We start from the raw sequence: 15,960 nt of genomic DNA, 5'->3' as shown, positions 1-15,960 counted from the left end.
ATTTTTTTGAAAAGTGTCTTAATCAGTCGCTCGCCGCAGCGTTTCGTGCTCCGAATCGGTGCGGTCTCCTTTTCAACTGACTTCGGGAGGCGCGAGGTCTGACTGCTCCACGCAGGCAGGCGCGCAGAATCAATGGGACGTTTGACTACTCACGTTTTAGACGCTGCACATGGTTGCCCGGGCAGCTCGATCAAGGTCGAGTTGTATCGCGTAGAAGGTTCTCAGCTGGAACTGGTGGCTACAGCCGTCACTAACAGCGACGGCCGGGTCGATGCACCGCTGCTGCAAGGCGATGACTACCGTTCCGGGGTCTATCAGGTTCAGTTTCATGCGGGCGATTACTACCGCGCCCGTGGCGTTCAGCTGCCAGAACCGGCGTTCCTGGATGTGGTGGTGCTGCGTTTTGGCATCTCTGCGGAACAGGATCACTACCACGTGCCATTGCTGATTTCGCCGTACAGCTATTCGACGTATCGAGGCAGTTGATTCCCCAAGCAGCTGCCTCCTCCGAGAAGCGACTGCGCATATAGCTTCTTTGGTCTTTCGCCCGCTCACACTGCGGGCTTTTTTTTGCTCTGATGAATGTGGTGTTGCGGATGACGCCTTCGCGAGCAAGCCCGCTCCCACAGGAGTGCGCATTCCAATGTGGGAGCGGGCTTGCTCGCGAAGCTTTTGCTTTTAACGGCTCAACAAGGATGCTACACCCGCACCACTAAACAACCCCACACTCACCCGGTTAAACCAGCTCTGCCCCTTGCCACTGCGTAAATACCGCGCCGCACCATGAGCCCCCAACCCATAAGCCAACTTGCACAGCAAATCCAGCACGGTCCAGGTCGCAATCATCATCAGCAACTGCGGCAGGAACGGCTGCTCGGCACTGAGGAACTGCGGGAGGAAAGCGGCAAAGAACAGAATGTCTTTCGGGTTACTGGCGCCCAGCATGAACGCGCGCCCGAACAGTGCGCGAAAGCGTGGCGCTGGCGCAGCCTGGGGCACTTCAGCGCCGTGGGAGGGCAGGCGCGATTGCTGCCAGCTCTGCCAGGCCAGGTAGAACAGGTACAGCGCCCCGACGATCTTCAGGGCGCTGAACAACTGTTCCGACGCCAGCAGCAAGGCGCCCAAACCCAGCGCCGACGCACTGAGCAAGCAGATCGAGGCAATCACGCCCCCCAGAAACGCCGGGTAAGAGCGACGCAAACCGTAATTCAGACTGTTGCTGATCATCAGCAAAGACAGTGGCCCCGGGATCAGGATGACCACCAGCGCAGCGCCGCTGAACAGCAGCCAGGTTTCCAGACTCATCACTTTCCTCCATTTGCACAAAAGCCTCACCCGACGGGGTGAGGCTGTTTTGAAGCCTGCTTTTGAATCGTAAATGGCTTACAAGAAAATGAACTTGGCGATGAAGATCGCGCAGAGCACCCACAGACTGATGGAAATTTCCTTTTGCTTACCGGTACAGGCTTTCAGTACCACGTAAGTGATAAAGCCCAGCGCAATGCCATCGGCGACCGAGAAGGTCAGGGGCATCATGATCGCGGTAACGATCGCCGGAATGCTGTCGGTCGCTTCGTCCCATTCGATGTGCTTCATGCCGCCCATCATCAGCATCGCCACATAAATCAGCGCACCGGCGGTTGCATAAGCGGGGATCATGCCAGCCAGCGGTGCGAAAAACATTGCGGCAATAAATAGCACACCTACGGTCACGGCGGTAAGACCAGTCCGACCACCAGCGGCTACACCCGCGGCACTTTCCACGTAGCTGGTGACCGGCGGAACACCGACCATCGCGCCGAATACGCTGGAAGCACTGTCGGCTTTCAGGGCGCGTGAGAGGTTTTCGATCTTGCCGTCAGCGTTCACCAGGCCGGCGCGCTGGGCGACGCCCATCAGGGTGCCGGCGGTGTCGAACATGTGCACAAAGAGGAAGGCCAGCACCACGCTGATCATACTGACGTTGAATACGCCGGCGATGTTCATGGCCATCCAGGTCGGCGCCAGGCTCGGCGGAGCGGACATGAGGCCCTCGTAGTGCACCAGGCCCAGGCCCCAACCCGCCAGGGTGACGGTGATGATGCTGATGAGAATCGCGCCGAACACTTTGTGGTAGCTGAGTACGGCGATCATCAGGAAGCAGATGGCGGCCAGCAGCGGACCAGGTTCGCGCAGGGAGCCGAGCTTGATCAGGGTGGCCGGGCTGTCGACCACGATGCCCGCGGTTTTCAAGCCAATCAGCCCCAGAAACAAGCCCACACCGGCGCCCATGGCAAAGCGCAAACTCACCGGGATGCTATTGAGCAGCCATTCGCGGATCCGCGAAAAGGTCAGGAACATGAACAACACACCGGAAACAAACACCGCGCCAAGGGCGGTTTCCCAGTTGTAGCCCATGGTGCCGACCACGGTGTAAGTGAAGAAGGCGTTGAGGCCCATACCCGGTGCGAGCCCGACCGGCCAGTTGGCATAAAGGCCCATCAACAGGCAACCCAGCGCGGCGGCGATGCAGGTGGCGACGAACGCGGCACCGTGATCGATCCCGGCGTCGGCCATGATGTTGGGGTTGACGAAGATGATGTAGGCCATGGTGATAAAGGTTGTCAGACCGGCAATCAACTCGGTCTTCACCGTGGTGCCATGCAAGCTGAGTTTGAAGATGCGCTCCAGCCAGCCATTGCGTAACGGCGGCGAGAGTTCCAGCGTCGAGGCTTCGGATTTGCGGCTTTCCACAGGGAGTACTCCTCAAGAGTTTTATTGTTATTTCCAGGGCCGGACCCATGAGGGTGGCAGCGACCCTTTGAGGTACTTGCGAATTTGTTGACCGCTTGGTCAGGAACTCGCACGAAGTGGATTATGCTTTTGTATACAAATAAAGCAAATAATGTTTTTGATTTTGTAGACGAAAAGTTTGGCAATAGAGATATATCGCCTGTTCGGGCCCCTTCGCGAGCAAGTCGGATCGCCGCACCGCCGCTCCCACAGGTGATCGGGTTCCTTCAGAAGAATACGGTCGAGTGGGAGCGGCGGTGCGGCGATCCGACTTGCTCGCGAAGAGGCCAGATCGGCCACTACAAATCCACCACGGAAAAACTTAATCAGCAGCCACCTGACTTTTCCCCAGCGCGAGATTCACCGCCAACCACCCATTCACCGCCGTCTCCCCAGCTTCGGCAAACACCCGCTCGAGCAATTTCACTTGCTCGCGCCGCAACGACTGCTCAAACCGCGTGCCATCGTCGGTGAGTTCCAGCAACCGCTTACGCTTGTCGGTTTCGGACGCGACACTGTTCACCAAATGCATCTCCACCAACTGACGCAGCGGAATGTTCAGCGCCTGCTTCGTCACCCCGAGCAACGCCAGTAACTCCTTGACGCTCAAGTTTGGGTAGCGCGCGATGAAAAACACTATGCGTTGATGCACCCGGCTCAAGCCACGACGCTCGAGCATTTCGTCGGCTTTCGCGGTGAACGCCTGATAACCGAAGAAAAACGCTTCCATCGCCTGTTGCTGAGTAGCGGGGTTTTTAAGGTCAAGCATATTGACGTATCCGTTCGGTCTGTCGTAATTTCGGTCAACCAGTTTGACTCATTTTCCTCAAGCCTCGCTACCGGTGACCCCATGGCATTTTCCGAACGTGTCTCGCGCCTTAAAAGTTCTTTGATCCGTGAAATCCTTGCCGCCGCCCAGCGCCCGGAAGTGATGTCGTTCGCTGGCGGCTTGCCCGCCGAAGCCATGCTGCCGAAAGTCGAGTGGGCCGACATGCCGCTGTCCATGGGCCAATACGGCATGAGCGAAGGTGAGCCGGCGCTGCGTGAAGCGCTGGCAGCAGAGGCGCGGGCGCTGGGCGTACCCTGCGAGGCGAGTCAGGTGTTGGTGGTCAGCGGCTCCCAGCAAACCCTCGATCTGGCGGCCAAGCTGTACATCGACAACGGCACCGAGATTTTGCTCGAAGCGCCGACTTATCTGGCGGCCTTGCAGATTTTTCAGCTGTTCGGTGCCGACTGCATCACGGTCCCGCTGGAGGCTGATGGCCCGAGCCTGGCTCAACTGCGTATTCGTCTGGAAAAACACCGTCCGGCGTTCATCTACCTGATCCCGACTTTTCAGAATCCTTCGGCCGTGCGCTACAGCGAAGCCAAGCGCGATGCCATAGCAGCCTTGCTGGATGAGTTTGGCGTGACCTTGATCGAAGACGAGCCTTACCGCGAGCTGACCTTCGACGGTGGCAGCGCCACGCCAATTGTCAGCCGCTTGAAAAAGGCCAGCTGGATCTACACCGGCACCGTGTCGAAAACCCTGTTGCCCGGACTGCGAGTCGGCTATCTGATCGCCAGTCCGGATCTCTTCCCGCACTTGCTGAAACTCAAGCAATCAGCCGACCTGCACACCAATCGCGTGGGCCAGTGGCAAGCGCTGCAGTGGATCGGCACAGAGAAATTCCAGCATCACTTGAGCGAGCTGCGGGACTTCTACCGGGTTCGTCGGGACGCTTTCCAGTCAGCCCTGGAAACGCATTTTGCGGATTTGGCGGACTGGAATGTGCCGCAGGGCGGGCTGTTTTTCTGGCTGACACTCAAGCAGCCTCTGGACACGCGAACGTTGCTCAAGGCTGCACTGGCAGCGGATGTGGCGTTCATGCCGGGCGAGCCGTTCTTCCCCGAACCGGACAGCAATCCTGGGCATTTGCGCCTGAATTTCAGCCACATCGACCCGGCACGGCTGGACGAAGGGCTCAAGCGTTTGGCCGCGGTAGTGCGTCAGGCTCAGGCGGCGGAAGCGGCTTGAGGCTGCTGGTGTGAGAGGGTGCAAAAACAAATAAACCGGCCAATGGGCCGGTTTATTTTTATCTGAAATTTGTACGGCTTCAGGCCGCGGCAAACCGCTTGTCCAGATAATCGATGATCACCTTGGACTCATACATCCAGGTCGTCTGGCCATTCTCTTCGATGCGCAGGCACGGAACCTTGATCTTGCCACCGTGTTCCAGCAGGGCCTGGCGATCCTGTTCGTTGTTCTTCGCGTCGCGCAACGCCACCGGCACGTTCAAGCGGCGCAGGGTGCGGCGGGTTTTCACGCAGAACGGGCAGGCGTGGAACTGATAGAGGGTCAGGTCCTTGGCCGCTGTATTGACCTGAGCCTGAACCTCGGCAGGGCGCTGTTTTTTGCCCGGACGGGTAATGAAATCGATGAAGATGATCAGTTGGCCAAGGCCGACACGAAGCGCTTTAACGAACACGGTATAAGCCTCACAGGGGCAAACAGAAGGCGCGCAGCTTACCTGATTTTCGCAGGCGAAAAAAAACCGGCGATGAATGCCGGTTTTCTTCGTGCTGCGAATTACTTGATCAGGCTGAGAAACTCGCTGCGGGTGGCCGCGTTTTCACGGAACTCACCGAGCATCACCGAAGTGATCATCGTCGAATTCTGTTTCTCCACACCGCGCATCATCATGCACATGTGCTTGGCCTCGATCACCACTGCAACGCCCAGGGCGCCGGTGACTTGCTGGACCGCATCGGCGATCTGGCGGCTGAGGTTTTCCTGGATCTGCAGGCGGCGGGCGTACATATCGACGATCCGCGCGACTTTCGACAGGCCCAATACCTTACCGCTCGGGATGTAGGCGACGTGAGCCTTGCCGATAAACGGCAGCAGGTGGTGTTCGCACAACGAGTAGAGCTCGATGTCCTTCACCAGCACCATTTCGCTGTTGTCGGAGCTGAACAAGGCACCGTTGGTGACCTCTTCCAGTGTCTGTTCATAACCGCGGCAGAGGTACTGCATGGCTTTGGCGGCACGTTTTGGCGTGTCGAGCAGGCCCTCGCGGGTGGCGTCCTCGCCCAGTTGGCCGAGAATCGCGGTGTAGTTCTGTTCCAGTGTCACAGAGGCTGATTCCATACGGGTTTCAGAGGGGTACTGTTTCTGTCTGTACCAATTGTGTGCCAATCAAGCTCTTTTCAAGCTTCCCGAGCTCGCCCCAGTCAGTACTGGCGTTGATCCATCGGGCGTAGGTCGATAGCAATATCTGAACACTATGACCGAGCTGAGTGGCAATAAACGCAGGGTTCATCCCCGACATGGGGCACATGGTAGCGTATGTGTGCCGGCAGTTGTATTGCCGGCGGGCGCGAAGCCCCAAATCGGTCATTGCGGCCGGGAAGTGTTTGTCGATCACGCTGGCCTGCCGGGTTTTATCCGCATCCCGCTACACCCTGTCGCCAAGGTGCAGCAGTGATGCTTTCCTGAAGCCTGTTTTGCTCATCAGGCCGAGCAGGTCGTATCAGGCGTGAGTGATCGACAGATCGCTGATGATGCAGACAGAACCGTCTAGCGGGTCGGTGGTGTCGGAGTAATCGATCTGGTTGTACACGCCGCCGTGGAAGGCGAGTGTTTTCGTGTCCCAGGTGTTGTCCAGACGCATGATTGCGGAAGTGGATTGGACGCCGTTACAACTAGCCGATACAGAGACGGCGCCGCTCGAGTTGGCGTGAATGTTGATTTTGAAAAGTGCACCGAGCGGCACGTTATCCAAAATCGTCGAGTTGACTGGATCATCCTGGAGGTAACTGGTTCGGAACCCCATGGTGATTTTTCCTTTGTTCCAGAACACCTTTACCGGAGGTCGTTCTGAGCCCTGCACATGAATCTGACCGATCACGACTTTCTGCAGCGAGTTGACTTTGGTCAGTCGCATTTCCTGGCGGTTCCAGTGGTCCGCTGCACTGGAGAACAGCCAGTAACCTGGCTCCTTCCACTCGCAACGGGTTCGTAGCGTACTCTTGCTCGAGGCTCCAAGTGTCGGCGCCGTCATCTGCAGCGAACCATCGTCAAGCATTGAGATGACTTCGGGGCATTCGATCAGTGCGCGCCAGCCGATCAGCTCAAGCGCAATCGGGTTGGTGTCGGAGATTGGAAGCGGGGTAGCGATGGTGAAGTTGCTGATGTCTACAGTCATGGTTTTTACCTCAGTCCATTGATGTCGCTTTTTGCTCTGGTGAGCCTTGCGTTTGATGCAGGCCTGCATCCCACTGCCCACTCGGTGAATGGACAGAGGTGATGCTTGGCGGCTTCCGAGCGATTTCCCGTTGGCTTGAATACGAATATGGGCGCTCCCATATTTTGTGTCAATAGGTATTCCCATATTTTATTCCGTGCCTATATTCCAGGTGCAAAAAAGCCCGCGCTTGGCGGGCTTCTCTTGGGTGGGTGTCGACTTGCCGTATTGCACGTCAGGGCACTGGACGCTCCCGAATCACCGCAACTCAGTTCACCGTGAATACATCGCCCACCAAAAGACATGGCCCAGGATCGCAATCTGCTGCTCCTGGATCTCGGCGAAGGTGTAGTCCTCGTCCGGATGCTCGTCACGGTTGAAACTGCGTAGGCGGATCCCACTGGGCAGTCGGTAGACCTGTTTCACGCGGAGCTGGCCGTTGTGGTTGATCGCGTACATGTCGCCGTCGACGATGTCGCCCAGCGAGTTCTTTCCGACGTTCATGCCAACGGTAGCGCCGTCGCGCAGTACCGGGAGCATGCTGTTTCCGCTCACCACCACGCACTTGGCGTTGCTGAACTGCACGTTGTTGTGTCGCAGGTCTTTCTTGAAGAAGCGCAGCCTGGCGCTGTCACTTTCCGAAATCACGAAACGGCCTGAACCAGCCGCCAGCTCAACTTCACGCAGGAAGGGGACATAAACCTCGTCGTCATCCAGGGGCGTGCTGTCGTCCCAAGGCTGGATGTCTGACATTGAAACGCTTGGAGGGGGGCGATTCAACGGAGCAGCATCGGACACCCCTTTGAGCATGTCACCGACACCTTCAGCCAGCCACATCGGTGAAACGCCACACACTGAAGCGATCTGGGCAGTAAAGGCGGTTGCCTTCGACTTCCCGCGCTCGAGGTCGGAGATTGAGGTTTGGGTCAGGCCTGCGCGTTCGGCAAGCTCGGTCTGATTGAGCTTGGCGTGTTGGCGGGCTGCTTTGAGTCGTTCTTTGAATTCCATCTGCGGAGTATTACGGGAGCGCCTATATCATTGCAAATCGTTATCCCGATAATGTGCCACGCGACAGCTTTATTCGTCGCGACCTTCCATCATGGTCCGTTTGAGCATCACATAAACCGCTCCGGCGCCGCCGTGTTTCGCCTGGCACGAGGTGAAGCCGAGCACTTGTGAGTGTTGGCGCAGCCAGGTGTTGACGTGGCTTTTGATCATCGGCCGCTTGCCGTCCAGACGCACAGCCTTGCCGTGGGTGACGCGCACGCAGCGGATTTCGAATTTGGTTGCTTCGGCCAGAAACGCCCAGAGGGTTTCCCGGGCCTTTTCCACGCTCATGCCATGGAGGTCGAGGCTGCCTTCGAACGGGATCTGTCCGATCTTGAGCTTGCGCATCTGGCTTTCCTGAACACCGTCACGCGCCCACATCAGCTCGTCTTCCGGGCCAACATCGATGACGAACTGATCGGACAGCCCGTCAACGGTGGTGGCATCGGTGCGCACCGTGGCGGCCTGACGCAGCTTGGCGATTTGCGCGCGGTCAGCTTTGGGTTTGCCGGTTTCGGCGCGATCGTGTTTGATCGGCTTGACGCCTTGGATCGCGCTTTTGAACAGGGAAAAATCGTCGTCTTGCATGTCAGCCTCCGCGAAGGGCGGCCAGTTTACCCAACTCGAGGGGAATGGGGCGCGAGAAAACGCACAGCACTCGGCTCAGTCGTGCTTTTTCATCAAATGCGGGGAGATGTTCAGCTCTTGCGACTGCCGCGAGCGGCGACGGCAGCGACGCCACAGCCACACGCCGAGGTACAGCACGAACAGGCCAATCGCCAGAATCACTGCCGAACCGACCCGGTTGGTATTCAACTCGCCCAGGGCGGGTGCGTGGCCGAGCAGGCTGGCTATGCCTGCCATCGCCAGCAACACACCGCTCATCGACAGCAAGGCAGCCAATGCCGCGCCGATTCGAAAACGCCAGTTGCGTTGGCCTTTGGGCCGCAAGCGGCGAGCGTCAAAACCATCGGATAACTTCATTCCGACCTTCCTCAATGGGTATCGGCCCTTCGACCGGGAGTTGACCGGGATGTTCCTGAGGCTAAGACAATTACAGCAAATGATAGACTTTTGCGGATGAGCGGCGGCATGGACCGCTCATCGAGCGTCGATCAGATCAGTTCATGAGTCAATGCGAGGGTGGCGAAGTTGTCCGCCATGATCGCCATTTCGGTCTGCTGAACGTGGTCTGCGCTCAATACGCCGCCCTTGTAAGGCAGGTCGCGAGTCGCGCAGGCGTCTTCTACCAGCGTACAACGAAAGCCCAGGTTCTTCGCGGCGCGCACCGTGGTGCTGACGCTGGAGTGGCTCATGAAACCGCACACGATCAGGTCCAGTGAACCGAGATTCTGCAGGCGTTCCAGCAGTTCGGTGCCGTGGAACGCACTCGGCAGCAATTTACCGATGATGGTTTCGTCGCCCTGTGGTTCCAGGCCCGGGATGAATTCACCGCGCTCACCTTGTGGATCGAACAGCCCACCGACAGTACCGAGGTGGCGGACATGGACGATCGGCCGGCCGGCTGCACGGGCAGCGGCCACCAGTTGCTTGATGTTCGCGACGGCAGCATCCATGCCGCTCAAGGCCAACGGGCCGCTGAGGTATTCTTTCTGGGCATCGATGATGACAAGGGTCGCATGGCTCAGAACGGCAGCTGCATAACCGCGGCCGCTGAGTTGAAACATCGTTTTTGGAACGGACATTCTGGGGCTCCTTCGGGTGGGGCTTTTGCGACATTGTCCTCTGGCTGAGCGCTTCTGTGAATCGCTACCATCGTAGGCGCCGTCTTTGCTGGCTCGCAGCCTTGTCAATAGGGCCGTTTTGTTCAATAGGCGGTCGAAAAAACAGATTAGTCCTACATTCGCCCCGGTAGTTTTCCCGCGTCGTCGAGACGCGTTTTGGCTGTTAGAATCGCCAGTCGTTTTTTTTGGAGTTTGCCCCGTGATCACTTCCCGACTTCGTACCCTGCGTGACCATATCCGTTGGGCCGTCAGCCGCTTCCATGGGGAGGATCTGTTTTTCGGCCATGGGACCGACAATGCCTGGGACGAAGCGCGCCAGTTGGTGTTGGGTGCCTTGCACTTGCCGTGGGCAATCGCCGACAGCTACCTCGACTGCAATCTTGAAGAAGACGAGCTGGTCAAGCTGCAACGCCTGCTCAAGCGCCGTATCGAAGAACGTATTCCTACCGCCTACCTGTTGGGCGAAGCGTGGTTTTGCGGCATGTCGTTCATTGTCGATGAGCGCGTATTGATCCCGCGTTCGCCGATTGGCGAGCTGATTGAAAAACGTTTCGAGCCGTGGCTGGGCGCCGAACCTGTGCGGATTCTTGACCTGTGCACCGGTTCCGGCTGCATCGGTATCGCCTGTGCCTACGAGTTCCAGAACGCCGAAGTGGTGTTGGCCGATCTGTCGTTTGAAGCGCTGGAAGTGGCCAACCAGAACATCGAGCGCCATGGCGTCGATGAGCGGGTGTACACGGTGCAGGGCGACGGATTTGATGGTTTGCCGGGTCAGCGTTTTGACCTGATCGTGTCGAACCCGCCTTACGTCGATGCGGAAGATTTCGCCGACATGCCGGACGAATACCAGCACGAACCGGAGCTGGGCCTGGCCTGCGGTGATGATGGTTTGAACCTGGTGCGGCGCATGCTCGCCGAAGCGGCGGATCACCTGACCGAGAAGGGCTTGCTGATTGTCGAGGTGGGCAACAGCCAGGTTCACGTCTCGGCGCTGTACCCGGAAGTCGACTTCGCCTGGCTTGATTTCGAGCGCGGTGGGCATGGCGTGTTCATGCTGACGGCGGAACAGTGCCGCAACCATCAGGCGCTGTTCGCTTCCCGCGTTTAACTGCGATCATTGTGGCGAGGGAGCTTGCTCCCGCTGGGCTGCGAAGCAGCCCTAAAACCTGATACCGCATAATTCCAGATATCCCGCGGTTGCCTGTTTTGCGACCGCTTCGCGCTCGAGCGGGAGCAAGCTCCCTCGCCACAATTGGGTTCGACACCGATTACCGGTGCGTGGCAATCCAGATCAACAACCCCGCCTGAAACACCGCAAACGCCACCAGGCAGGTAATGGTAAAGCGCAGTCCGGTGTCTTCGCGCTTGTACTTGCTGACTTTTTCTTCGTGTTTCTTGAGTTTGACTTCCTGCTCGGCGAGATTTTGCTCGGCTTGCTGAAGCATCTGCGCCGCCTCAAGAATTTCCACGACCTGCAGTTTTTCCGTACTCCAGTCACTCAACAGGTCGCCGACCTGCACTTCTTTGACGCTGCCCTTCAAATGCTGGGCGTCGGCGTAGATCACGTCGAAACCGTGCATCCGCAAAAAGTGATCGCGACGCAGGCGAGTGTCTTCGTTCAGCGCATCCTTGTTGTTCAGGTCGGTGCCGTCGACGGTGTAGCCGGGCCATCTCTTTTTCGCCCAGGTAATGCCCTGAGCGGCCATGAAACGACCGATCCCACGGTTCATCGGTTCGATCTGCAAACCGCTGTCAGGCCCGAAATGCACGCGCTTGGTGGCGTGATCGACCCACACGTCCAGATGATTCTGTTCCTTGCGCACACGCTGGCCGGGCAGCGCAATGCTCATGCGCATCAGGCTGTGTTCCTTGTTGTTGCGCTCGGCGTAACCGAATTCAACAAAGCGCAGCGGCCGTCCACCGGTGTTGCGGTCGGTTTTCAATGGGGCCAGACGGAGCATCTTGTGGTGCTCGGCGTGGACGTCCGCCCACGGCAGCTCGACCACTGGTGGTGCGTCTTTTTCAGCAGTGGTGTCGGGTGAAGTCTGGGTATCAGTCATAACGGCGAGATCCTGTCCAAGCTCTGCTTGCCGCCAGTCATAGCGCTGGCGACAAAGGCTTATCGGCCGTTTTTTTCAGGACTGGAGGGTTAGGGGCGTTCTAAACCAGTTTTTACGCCCCTAACGCCGCTAACTGGCGCGAAGTCCGTCAATAAACCCGAGGATTCGCGTGCCGAGTTCGGCCGCCAGCGGCAATTGCGGATCCTTATAAGAGGCCAATTGCCGTTTTACATCGTTGGGCACGATGCGCATCACGTGGTTCATGCCTTCGATCAGCGCCAGCTCGGCGTCCGGTTTGGCGGCCTTCAATAGCCTGGCGTCGCCGACACCGACCTGGATGTCGTTGCTGCCCTGGATTATCAGCGCCGGCATCTTCAACTTGGCGAACGCCGCCGCCGGGTCCTGGCGGAACAATGAAATCAGATACGGCTGCACGCTCGGGCGGAAAATCACCTGCAATTGCGGCGGTACGTTGTCGTCGGTGTGGCCGGCCTTGAGGCTGTCGAGCAGTTCATTGCTGCGCAGCATCAACGGTGGCGGCAGGCGATTGCTCAATTGCTGGCGCAGCACCTGATCGATCGGCCGGGCGCTGCCGGACATGGAAATGACCGCGGCGGCATCCAGGCTCGGCGCAGCGAGGCTGGCGATCAGGGCGCCTTCGCTGTGGCCCAGCAGGATCAACTGGCCAAAACGCGGGTCGGTTTTGAGCTTGCGGCCCCAGGCCTCGGCGTCGGCCACATAGGCTTCAACCGACAGATTGCGTTCATCCGGGGTCGCCGCAAGGCTCGCCGCCACGCCGCGTTTGTCATAACGCACGCTGGCGATGTTGTGTTTGGCCAACACCCAAGCGAGACGCTTGAGGCTGTCGTTGCGTCCGCCGTCGGGGTTGTTTCCGTCACGATCTGTAGGACCGGAGCCGGAAATGATCAGGACAACCGGTACCGGTGTATCGGACTTGGGCAGCAATAACGAGCCGAAAAGCTCGCCGGTGCCGGTGTCCAAGGTGATCGGGCGTTGCAGGACTGTGGCCTGTACAAAGCCGGTAAAGAGGGTAAGGCTCAAGGCTATAACTCGCAGCATCATCACGCCATCATGAACAAGATGCCGGTTGGACTCGCAGGCACCCATAAGGTTCGAGGATGAACTAGTCGGGTAGCCTGCGTATACTGGCGCGCATTACGTATTTGGTTCGAATTCACGGAGCGTCCTGCATGTCCGGCAATACCTACGGCAAGCTGTTCACTGTCACCACCGCGGGCGAAAGCCATGGTCCGGCGTTGGTCGCCATTGTCGACGGCTGCCCGCCGGGCCTGGAGATCTCTCTGGAAGATCTGCAGCGTGACCTGGATCGCCGCAAACCCGGCACCAGCCGCCACACCACCCAGCGCCAGGAAGCCGACGAAGTCGAAATTCTCTCCGGCGTGTTCGAAGGGCGCACCACCGGTTGCTCCATCGGCCTGTTGATCCGCAACACCGACCAGAAGTCCAAGGATTACTCGGCGATCAAGGACCTGTTCCGCCCGGCCCACGCCGACTACACCTATCACCACAAATATGGCGAGCGCGATTACCGTGGCGGTGGTCGCAGCTCGGCCCGTGAAACGGCCATGCGCGTGGCGGCCGGTGCGATTGCGAAAAAATACCTGGCCACTCAGGGCATCGTCATTCGTGGCTACATGAGCCAGCTCGGCCCGATCGAAATCCCGTTCAAGACCTGGGATTCGGTGGAAGAGAACGCCTTCTTCAGCCCTGATCCGGACAAGGTCCCGGAACTGGAGGCCTATATGGACCAGTTGCGTCGCGACCAGGATTCGGTTGGCGCGAAGATCACAGTAGTCGCTGAAGGCGTAATGCCGGGCCTTGGCGAGCCGATCTTCGACCGTCTCGATGCCGAACTCGCTCACGCGCTGATGAGCATCAATGCGGTCAAAGGCGTGGAAATCGGCGCCGGTTTCGCCAGCGTTGCCCAACGCGGCACCGAGCACCGCGATGAAATGACCCCGCAAGGTTTCCTCAGCAACAACGCGGGCGGCATTTTAGGAGGCATTTCGTCGGGTCAGCCGATCGTCGCGCACCTGGCGCTCAAGCCAACCTCGAGCATCACCACGCCGGGCCGTTCCATCGACATCCATGGCAACCCGGTGGAAGTCGTCACCAAGGGGCGCCACGACCCGTGCGTCGGCATCCGCGCCACACCGATCGCCGAAGCGATGATGGCCATCGTGCTGATGGATCACCTGTTGCGTCACCGTGGGCAGAACCTGGACGTGCGCGTGAGTACGCCGGTGCTGGGTCAGCTTTAATGGCTGATCTCACAGCCGCTGCGGTCTAAGGACAGTGGCGGCGCTCCCGTACTGGCGGCTCTCCAGTTTCTATCTGTTCTATTTCGCCTTGCTCGGTTCGACAGCGCCGTTTCTGGCGCTGTACTTCGATCACCTGGGCTTTTCCAGCGCGCGCATCGGCGAGCTGGTGGCGATCCCGATGCTGATGCGCTGCGTGGCGCCGAACATCTGGGGCTGGCTCGGTGATTACACCGGCCGACGCCTGGCCATCGTGCGCTTCGGTGCGGTCTGCACGCTGCTGACGTTCTCGCTGATCTTCGTCAGCAAGACCTACGCCTGGCTGGCGATGGTCATGGCCTTGCACGCGTTTTTCTGGCACGCGGTGTTGCCGCAATTCGAAGTCATCACCTTGGCGCACTTGCAGGGCCAGACTAACCGCTACAGTCAGATCCGCCTGTGGGGTTCCATCGGTTTCATCATTACCGTGGTCGCCCTTGGCCGATTGTTCGAATGGCTCAGCCTCGACATCTACCCGGTGGCGCTGATGCTGATCCTGGCCGGGATCGTGGTCAGCAGCCTTTGGGTGCCCAACGCTCAACCGATTCAGAGCGAACGGTTGGCGGGGGACGGTTTTCTCAAGCAGTTGCGCAGTCCCGGGGTGTTGGCGTTTTACGGTTGCGTGGCGCTGATGCAGATGAGCCACGGTCCTTATTACACCTTTCTGACCTTGCACCTGGAGCGACTCGGGTACAGCCGTGGGCTGATCGGTATGCTCTGGGCGGTCGGTGTGGTCGCCGAAGTCTTGATGTTTCTGGCCATGAGCAAGATTCTCGCGCGTTTCTCCGTGCGACGGGTGTTGCTGGCGAGTTTTCTGCTGGCGGCGTTGCGTTGGTTGTTGCTCGGTTCGTTCGCTGAATTTCTTTGGGTGCTGTTGTTTGCCCAAGTGCTGCACGCGGCGACCTTCGGCAGCTTTCACGCGGCTGCCATCCAGTTCGTGCAACGTAGCTTCGGCGCGCGCCAACAAGGGCAGGGCCAGGCGTTATACGCCGCACTGGCCGGCACCGGCGGCGCACTGGGCGCGTTGTATTCCGGCTACAGCTGGAATGCCCTCGGCCCAACATTGACCTTTAGTATTGCCAGCCTCGCGGCCTTCGCGGCAGCCGTTATCATTGCCACACGAATGCAAGAGGACAGGCCATGAGCCTCACCCGTGAGCTCCTCGCCCAGGAAATCATCGATGCCGGGCGTTTTCTGTATGGCCGCGGCTGGTCGCCGGCCACCAGCAGCAACTACTCGACGCGCCTGTCGCCGACTGAAGCGCTGCTGACGGTGTCCGGCAAGCACAAAGGCCAACTCGGCCCCGACGATGTGCTGGCGACCGATCTGTCCGGCAACAGCCTGGAACCGGGCAAAAAACCGTCCGCCGAAACCCTGCTGCACACCCAGCTCTACCGCTGGCGCCCGGAGATCGGCGCGGTGCTGCACACCCATTCGGTGAACGCCACGGTGCTGTCGCGCCTGACGCCGCAAGACTTCATCGAGTTCGAAGACTACGAACTGCAAAAGGCTTTCAGTGGTGTGTCGACCCACGAATCCCGGGTGCGTGTGCCGATTTTCGATAACGATCAAGACATTGCGCGCCTCGCCGCCAAGGTGCAGCCTTGGCTGGACGCCCATCCCGATTGCGTCGGCTACCTGATCCGCGGCCACGGTCTCTACACCTGGGGCGCGCGCATGAGCGATGCACTGCGGCAGATCGAGGCCTTTGAATTTTTGTTCGAGTGCGAGTTGAAGATGCGCTCGCTCTTGAACTGTAAAGCATGAACCG

General features: G+C 58.9%; 18 protein-coding genes and 1 pseudogene. 6 read left to right on the top strand and 13 right to left on the bottom strand.

The window, feature by feature from the left end; all coding sequences use genetic code 11:
- The first annotated feature begins 132 nt into the window (after nucleotides 1–132).
- Nucleotides 133–486 carry a hydroxyisourate hydrolase gene (gene uraH, locus DFS28_RS06235; protein WP_111449004.1) on the top strand — a complete coding sequence of 118 codons (354 nt, stop codon included), beginning with the start codon at nucleotides 133–135 and terminating at the stop codon, nucleotides 484–486.
- 192 nt (nucleotides 487–678) lie between these two features.
- Here the strand turns inward: uraH and DFS28_RS06230 are convergent, their stop codons facing one another.
- The 3 genes from DFS28_RS06230 to DFS28_RS06220 form a co-directional block, all read right to left on the bottom strand.
- Entirely contained in the window at nucleotides 679–1,305 is a 627-nt protein-coding gene (locus DFS28_RS06230; RefSeq protein ID WP_111449003.1) for a LysE family translocator, read from the bottom strand.
- Nucleotides 1,306–1,383: 78 nt separating this feature from the next.
- Complete coding sequence (locus DFS28_RS06225; RefSeq protein WP_111449002.1) at nucleotides 1,384–2,733, bottom strand: NCS2 family permease; 1,350 nt, start codon at nucleotides 2,731–2,733, stop codon at nucleotides 1,384–1,386.
- A 361-nt stretch (nucleotides 2,734–3,094) separates the two neighbouring features.
- On the bottom strand, nucleotides 3,095–3,541 hold the full coding sequence (locus DFS28_RS06220) for a MarR family winged helix-turn-helix transcriptional regulator (protein ID WP_111449001.1): 447 nt from the start codon (nucleotides 3,539–3,541) through the stop codon (nucleotides 3,095–3,097).
- An 81-nt stretch (nucleotides 3,542–3,622) separates the two neighbouring features.
- On the opposite strand from DFS28_RS06220, the gene DFS28_RS06215 reads away from it, so the two are divergent.
- Nucleotides 3,623–4,789: a PLP-dependent aminotransferase family protein gene (locus tag DFS28_RS06215; RefSeq protein ID WP_111449000.1), complete on the top strand. Its 1,167-nt coding sequence runs from the start codon at nucleotides 3,623–3,625 to the stop codon at nucleotides 4,787–4,789.
- Between the two features lie 79 nt (nucleotides 4,790–4,868).
- Here the strand turns inward: DFS28_RS06215 and DFS28_RS06210 are convergent, their stop codons facing one another.
- From DFS28_RS06210 to DFS28_RS06175, 8 genes and pseudogenes are all read right to left on the bottom strand, one after another.
- Complete coding sequence (locus DFS28_RS06210; RefSeq protein ID WP_111448999.1) at nucleotides 4,869–5,240, bottom strand: glutathione S-transferase N-terminal domain-containing protein; 372 nt, start codon at nucleotides 5,238–5,240, stop codon at nucleotides 4,869–4,871.
- 101 nt (nucleotides 5,241–5,341) lie between these two features.
- A complete protein-coding gene (gene folE, locus DFS28_RS06205) occupies nucleotides 5,342–5,887 on the bottom strand; it encodes a GTP cyclohydrolase I FolE (RefSeq protein WP_033053183.1) in 546 nt (181 codons plus the stop codon).
- A gap of 22 nt (nucleotides 5,888–5,909) precedes the next feature.
- A pseudogene (locus DFS28_RS30755) lies at nucleotides 5,910–6,191 on the bottom strand (site-specific integrase); the annotation flags it as partial.
- Between the two features lie 93 nt (nucleotides 6,192–6,284).
- The gene (locus DFS28_RS06195; protein ID WP_111449131.1) at nucleotides 6,285–6,959 is read right to left on the bottom strand and encodes a polysaccharide lyase family 7 protein; all 675 of its coding nucleotides are present in this window, start codon (nucleotides 6,957–6,959) and stop codon (nucleotides 6,285–6,287) included.
- A gap of 312 nt (nucleotides 6,960–7,271) precedes the next feature.
- Entirely contained in the window at nucleotides 7,272–8,006 is a 735-nt protein-coding gene (locus DFS28_RS06190) for a helix-turn-helix transcriptional regulator (RefSeq protein WP_111448998.1), read from the bottom strand.
- Between the two features lie 69 nt (nucleotides 8,007–8,075).
- Nucleotides 8,076–8,633: a Smr/MutS family protein gene (locus tag DFS28_RS06185; protein ID WP_008146127.1), complete on the bottom strand. Its 558-nt coding sequence runs from the start codon at nucleotides 8,631–8,633 to the stop codon at nucleotides 8,076–8,078.
- 75 nt (nucleotides 8,634–8,708) lie between these two features.
- Nucleotides 8,709–9,029 (bottom strand): hypothetical protein, encoded by a 321-nt coding sequence (locus tag DFS28_RS06180; protein WP_111448997.1) that lies wholly within the window; start codon nucleotides 9,027–9,029, stop codon nucleotides 8,709–8,711.
- A gap of 131 nt (nucleotides 9,030–9,160) precedes the next feature.
- Nucleotides 9,161–9,751, bottom strand: coding sequence for a cysteine hydrolase family protein (locus DFS28_RS06175; RefSeq protein ID WP_008146122.1), 591 nt, complete (start codon nucleotides 9,749–9,751; stop codon nucleotides 9,161–9,163).
- A gap of 238 nt (nucleotides 9,752–9,989) precedes the next feature.
- Here DFS28_RS06175 and prmB point away from each other — a divergent pair, with 238 nt between their 5' ends.
- Nucleotides 9,990–10,898: a 50S ribosomal protein L3 N(5)-glutamine methyltransferase gene (gene prmB / locus DFS28_RS06170; protein WP_111448996.1), complete on the top strand. Its 909-nt coding sequence runs from the start codon at nucleotides 9,990–9,992 to the stop codon at nucleotides 10,896–10,898.
- A 160-nt stretch (nucleotides 10,899–11,058) separates the two neighbouring features.
- Here prmB and DFS28_RS06160 read toward each other — a convergent pair whose 3' ends face one another.
- Together DFS28_RS06160 and DFS28_RS06155 are read right to left on the bottom strand one after the other, a co-directional pair.
- The gene (locus tag DFS28_RS06160; RefSeq protein ID WP_111448995.1) at nucleotides 11,059–11,850 is read right to left on the bottom strand and encodes a hypothetical protein; all 792 of its coding nucleotides are present in this window, start codon (nucleotides 11,848–11,850) and stop codon (nucleotides 11,059–11,061) included.
- 129 nt (nucleotides 11,851–11,979) lie between these two features.
- Nucleotides 11,980–12,978 (bottom strand): alpha/beta hydrolase, encoded by a 999-nt coding sequence (locus DFS28_RS06155; protein WP_008146117.1) that lies wholly within the window; start codon nucleotides 12,976–12,978, stop codon nucleotides 11,980–11,982.
- Between the two features lie 83 nt (nucleotides 12,979–13,061).
- Here DFS28_RS06155 and aroC point away from each other — a divergent pair, with 83 nt between their 5' ends.
- Genes aroC through DFS28_RS06140 form a run of 3 tightly spaced genes read left to right on the top strand, consistent with a single transcriptional unit; the run spans nucleotide 13,062 to nucleotide 15,956 of the window.
- Entirely contained in the window at nucleotides 13,062–14,153 is a 1,092-nt protein-coding gene (gene aroC / locus DFS28_RS06150; RefSeq protein WP_008146116.1) for a chorismate synthase, read from the top strand.
- A gap of 34 nt (nucleotides 14,154–14,187) precedes the next feature.
- Nucleotides 14,188–15,333, top strand: coding sequence for an MFS transporter (locus DFS28_RS06145; RefSeq protein ID WP_111448994.1), 1,146 nt, complete (start codon nucleotides 14,188–14,190; stop codon nucleotides 15,331–15,333).
- A complete protein-coding gene (locus DFS28_RS06140; protein ID WP_111448993.1) occupies nucleotides 15,330–15,956 on the top strand; it encodes a methylthioribulose 1-phosphate dehydratase in 627 nt (208 codons plus the stop codon). Before DFS28_RS06145 ends, DFS28_RS06140 begins: the two co-directional genes overlap by 4 nt.
- Nucleotides 15,957–15,960: the final 4 nt, after the last annotated feature.

The sequence above is a fragment of the Pseudomonas sp. 478 genome, from assembly GCF_003254125.1.
GTDB lineage: Bacteria > Pseudomonadota > Gammaproteobacteria > Pseudomonadales > Pseudomonadaceae > Aquipseudomonas.
This window is presented reverse-complemented; position numbering and strand designations above follow the sequence as displayed.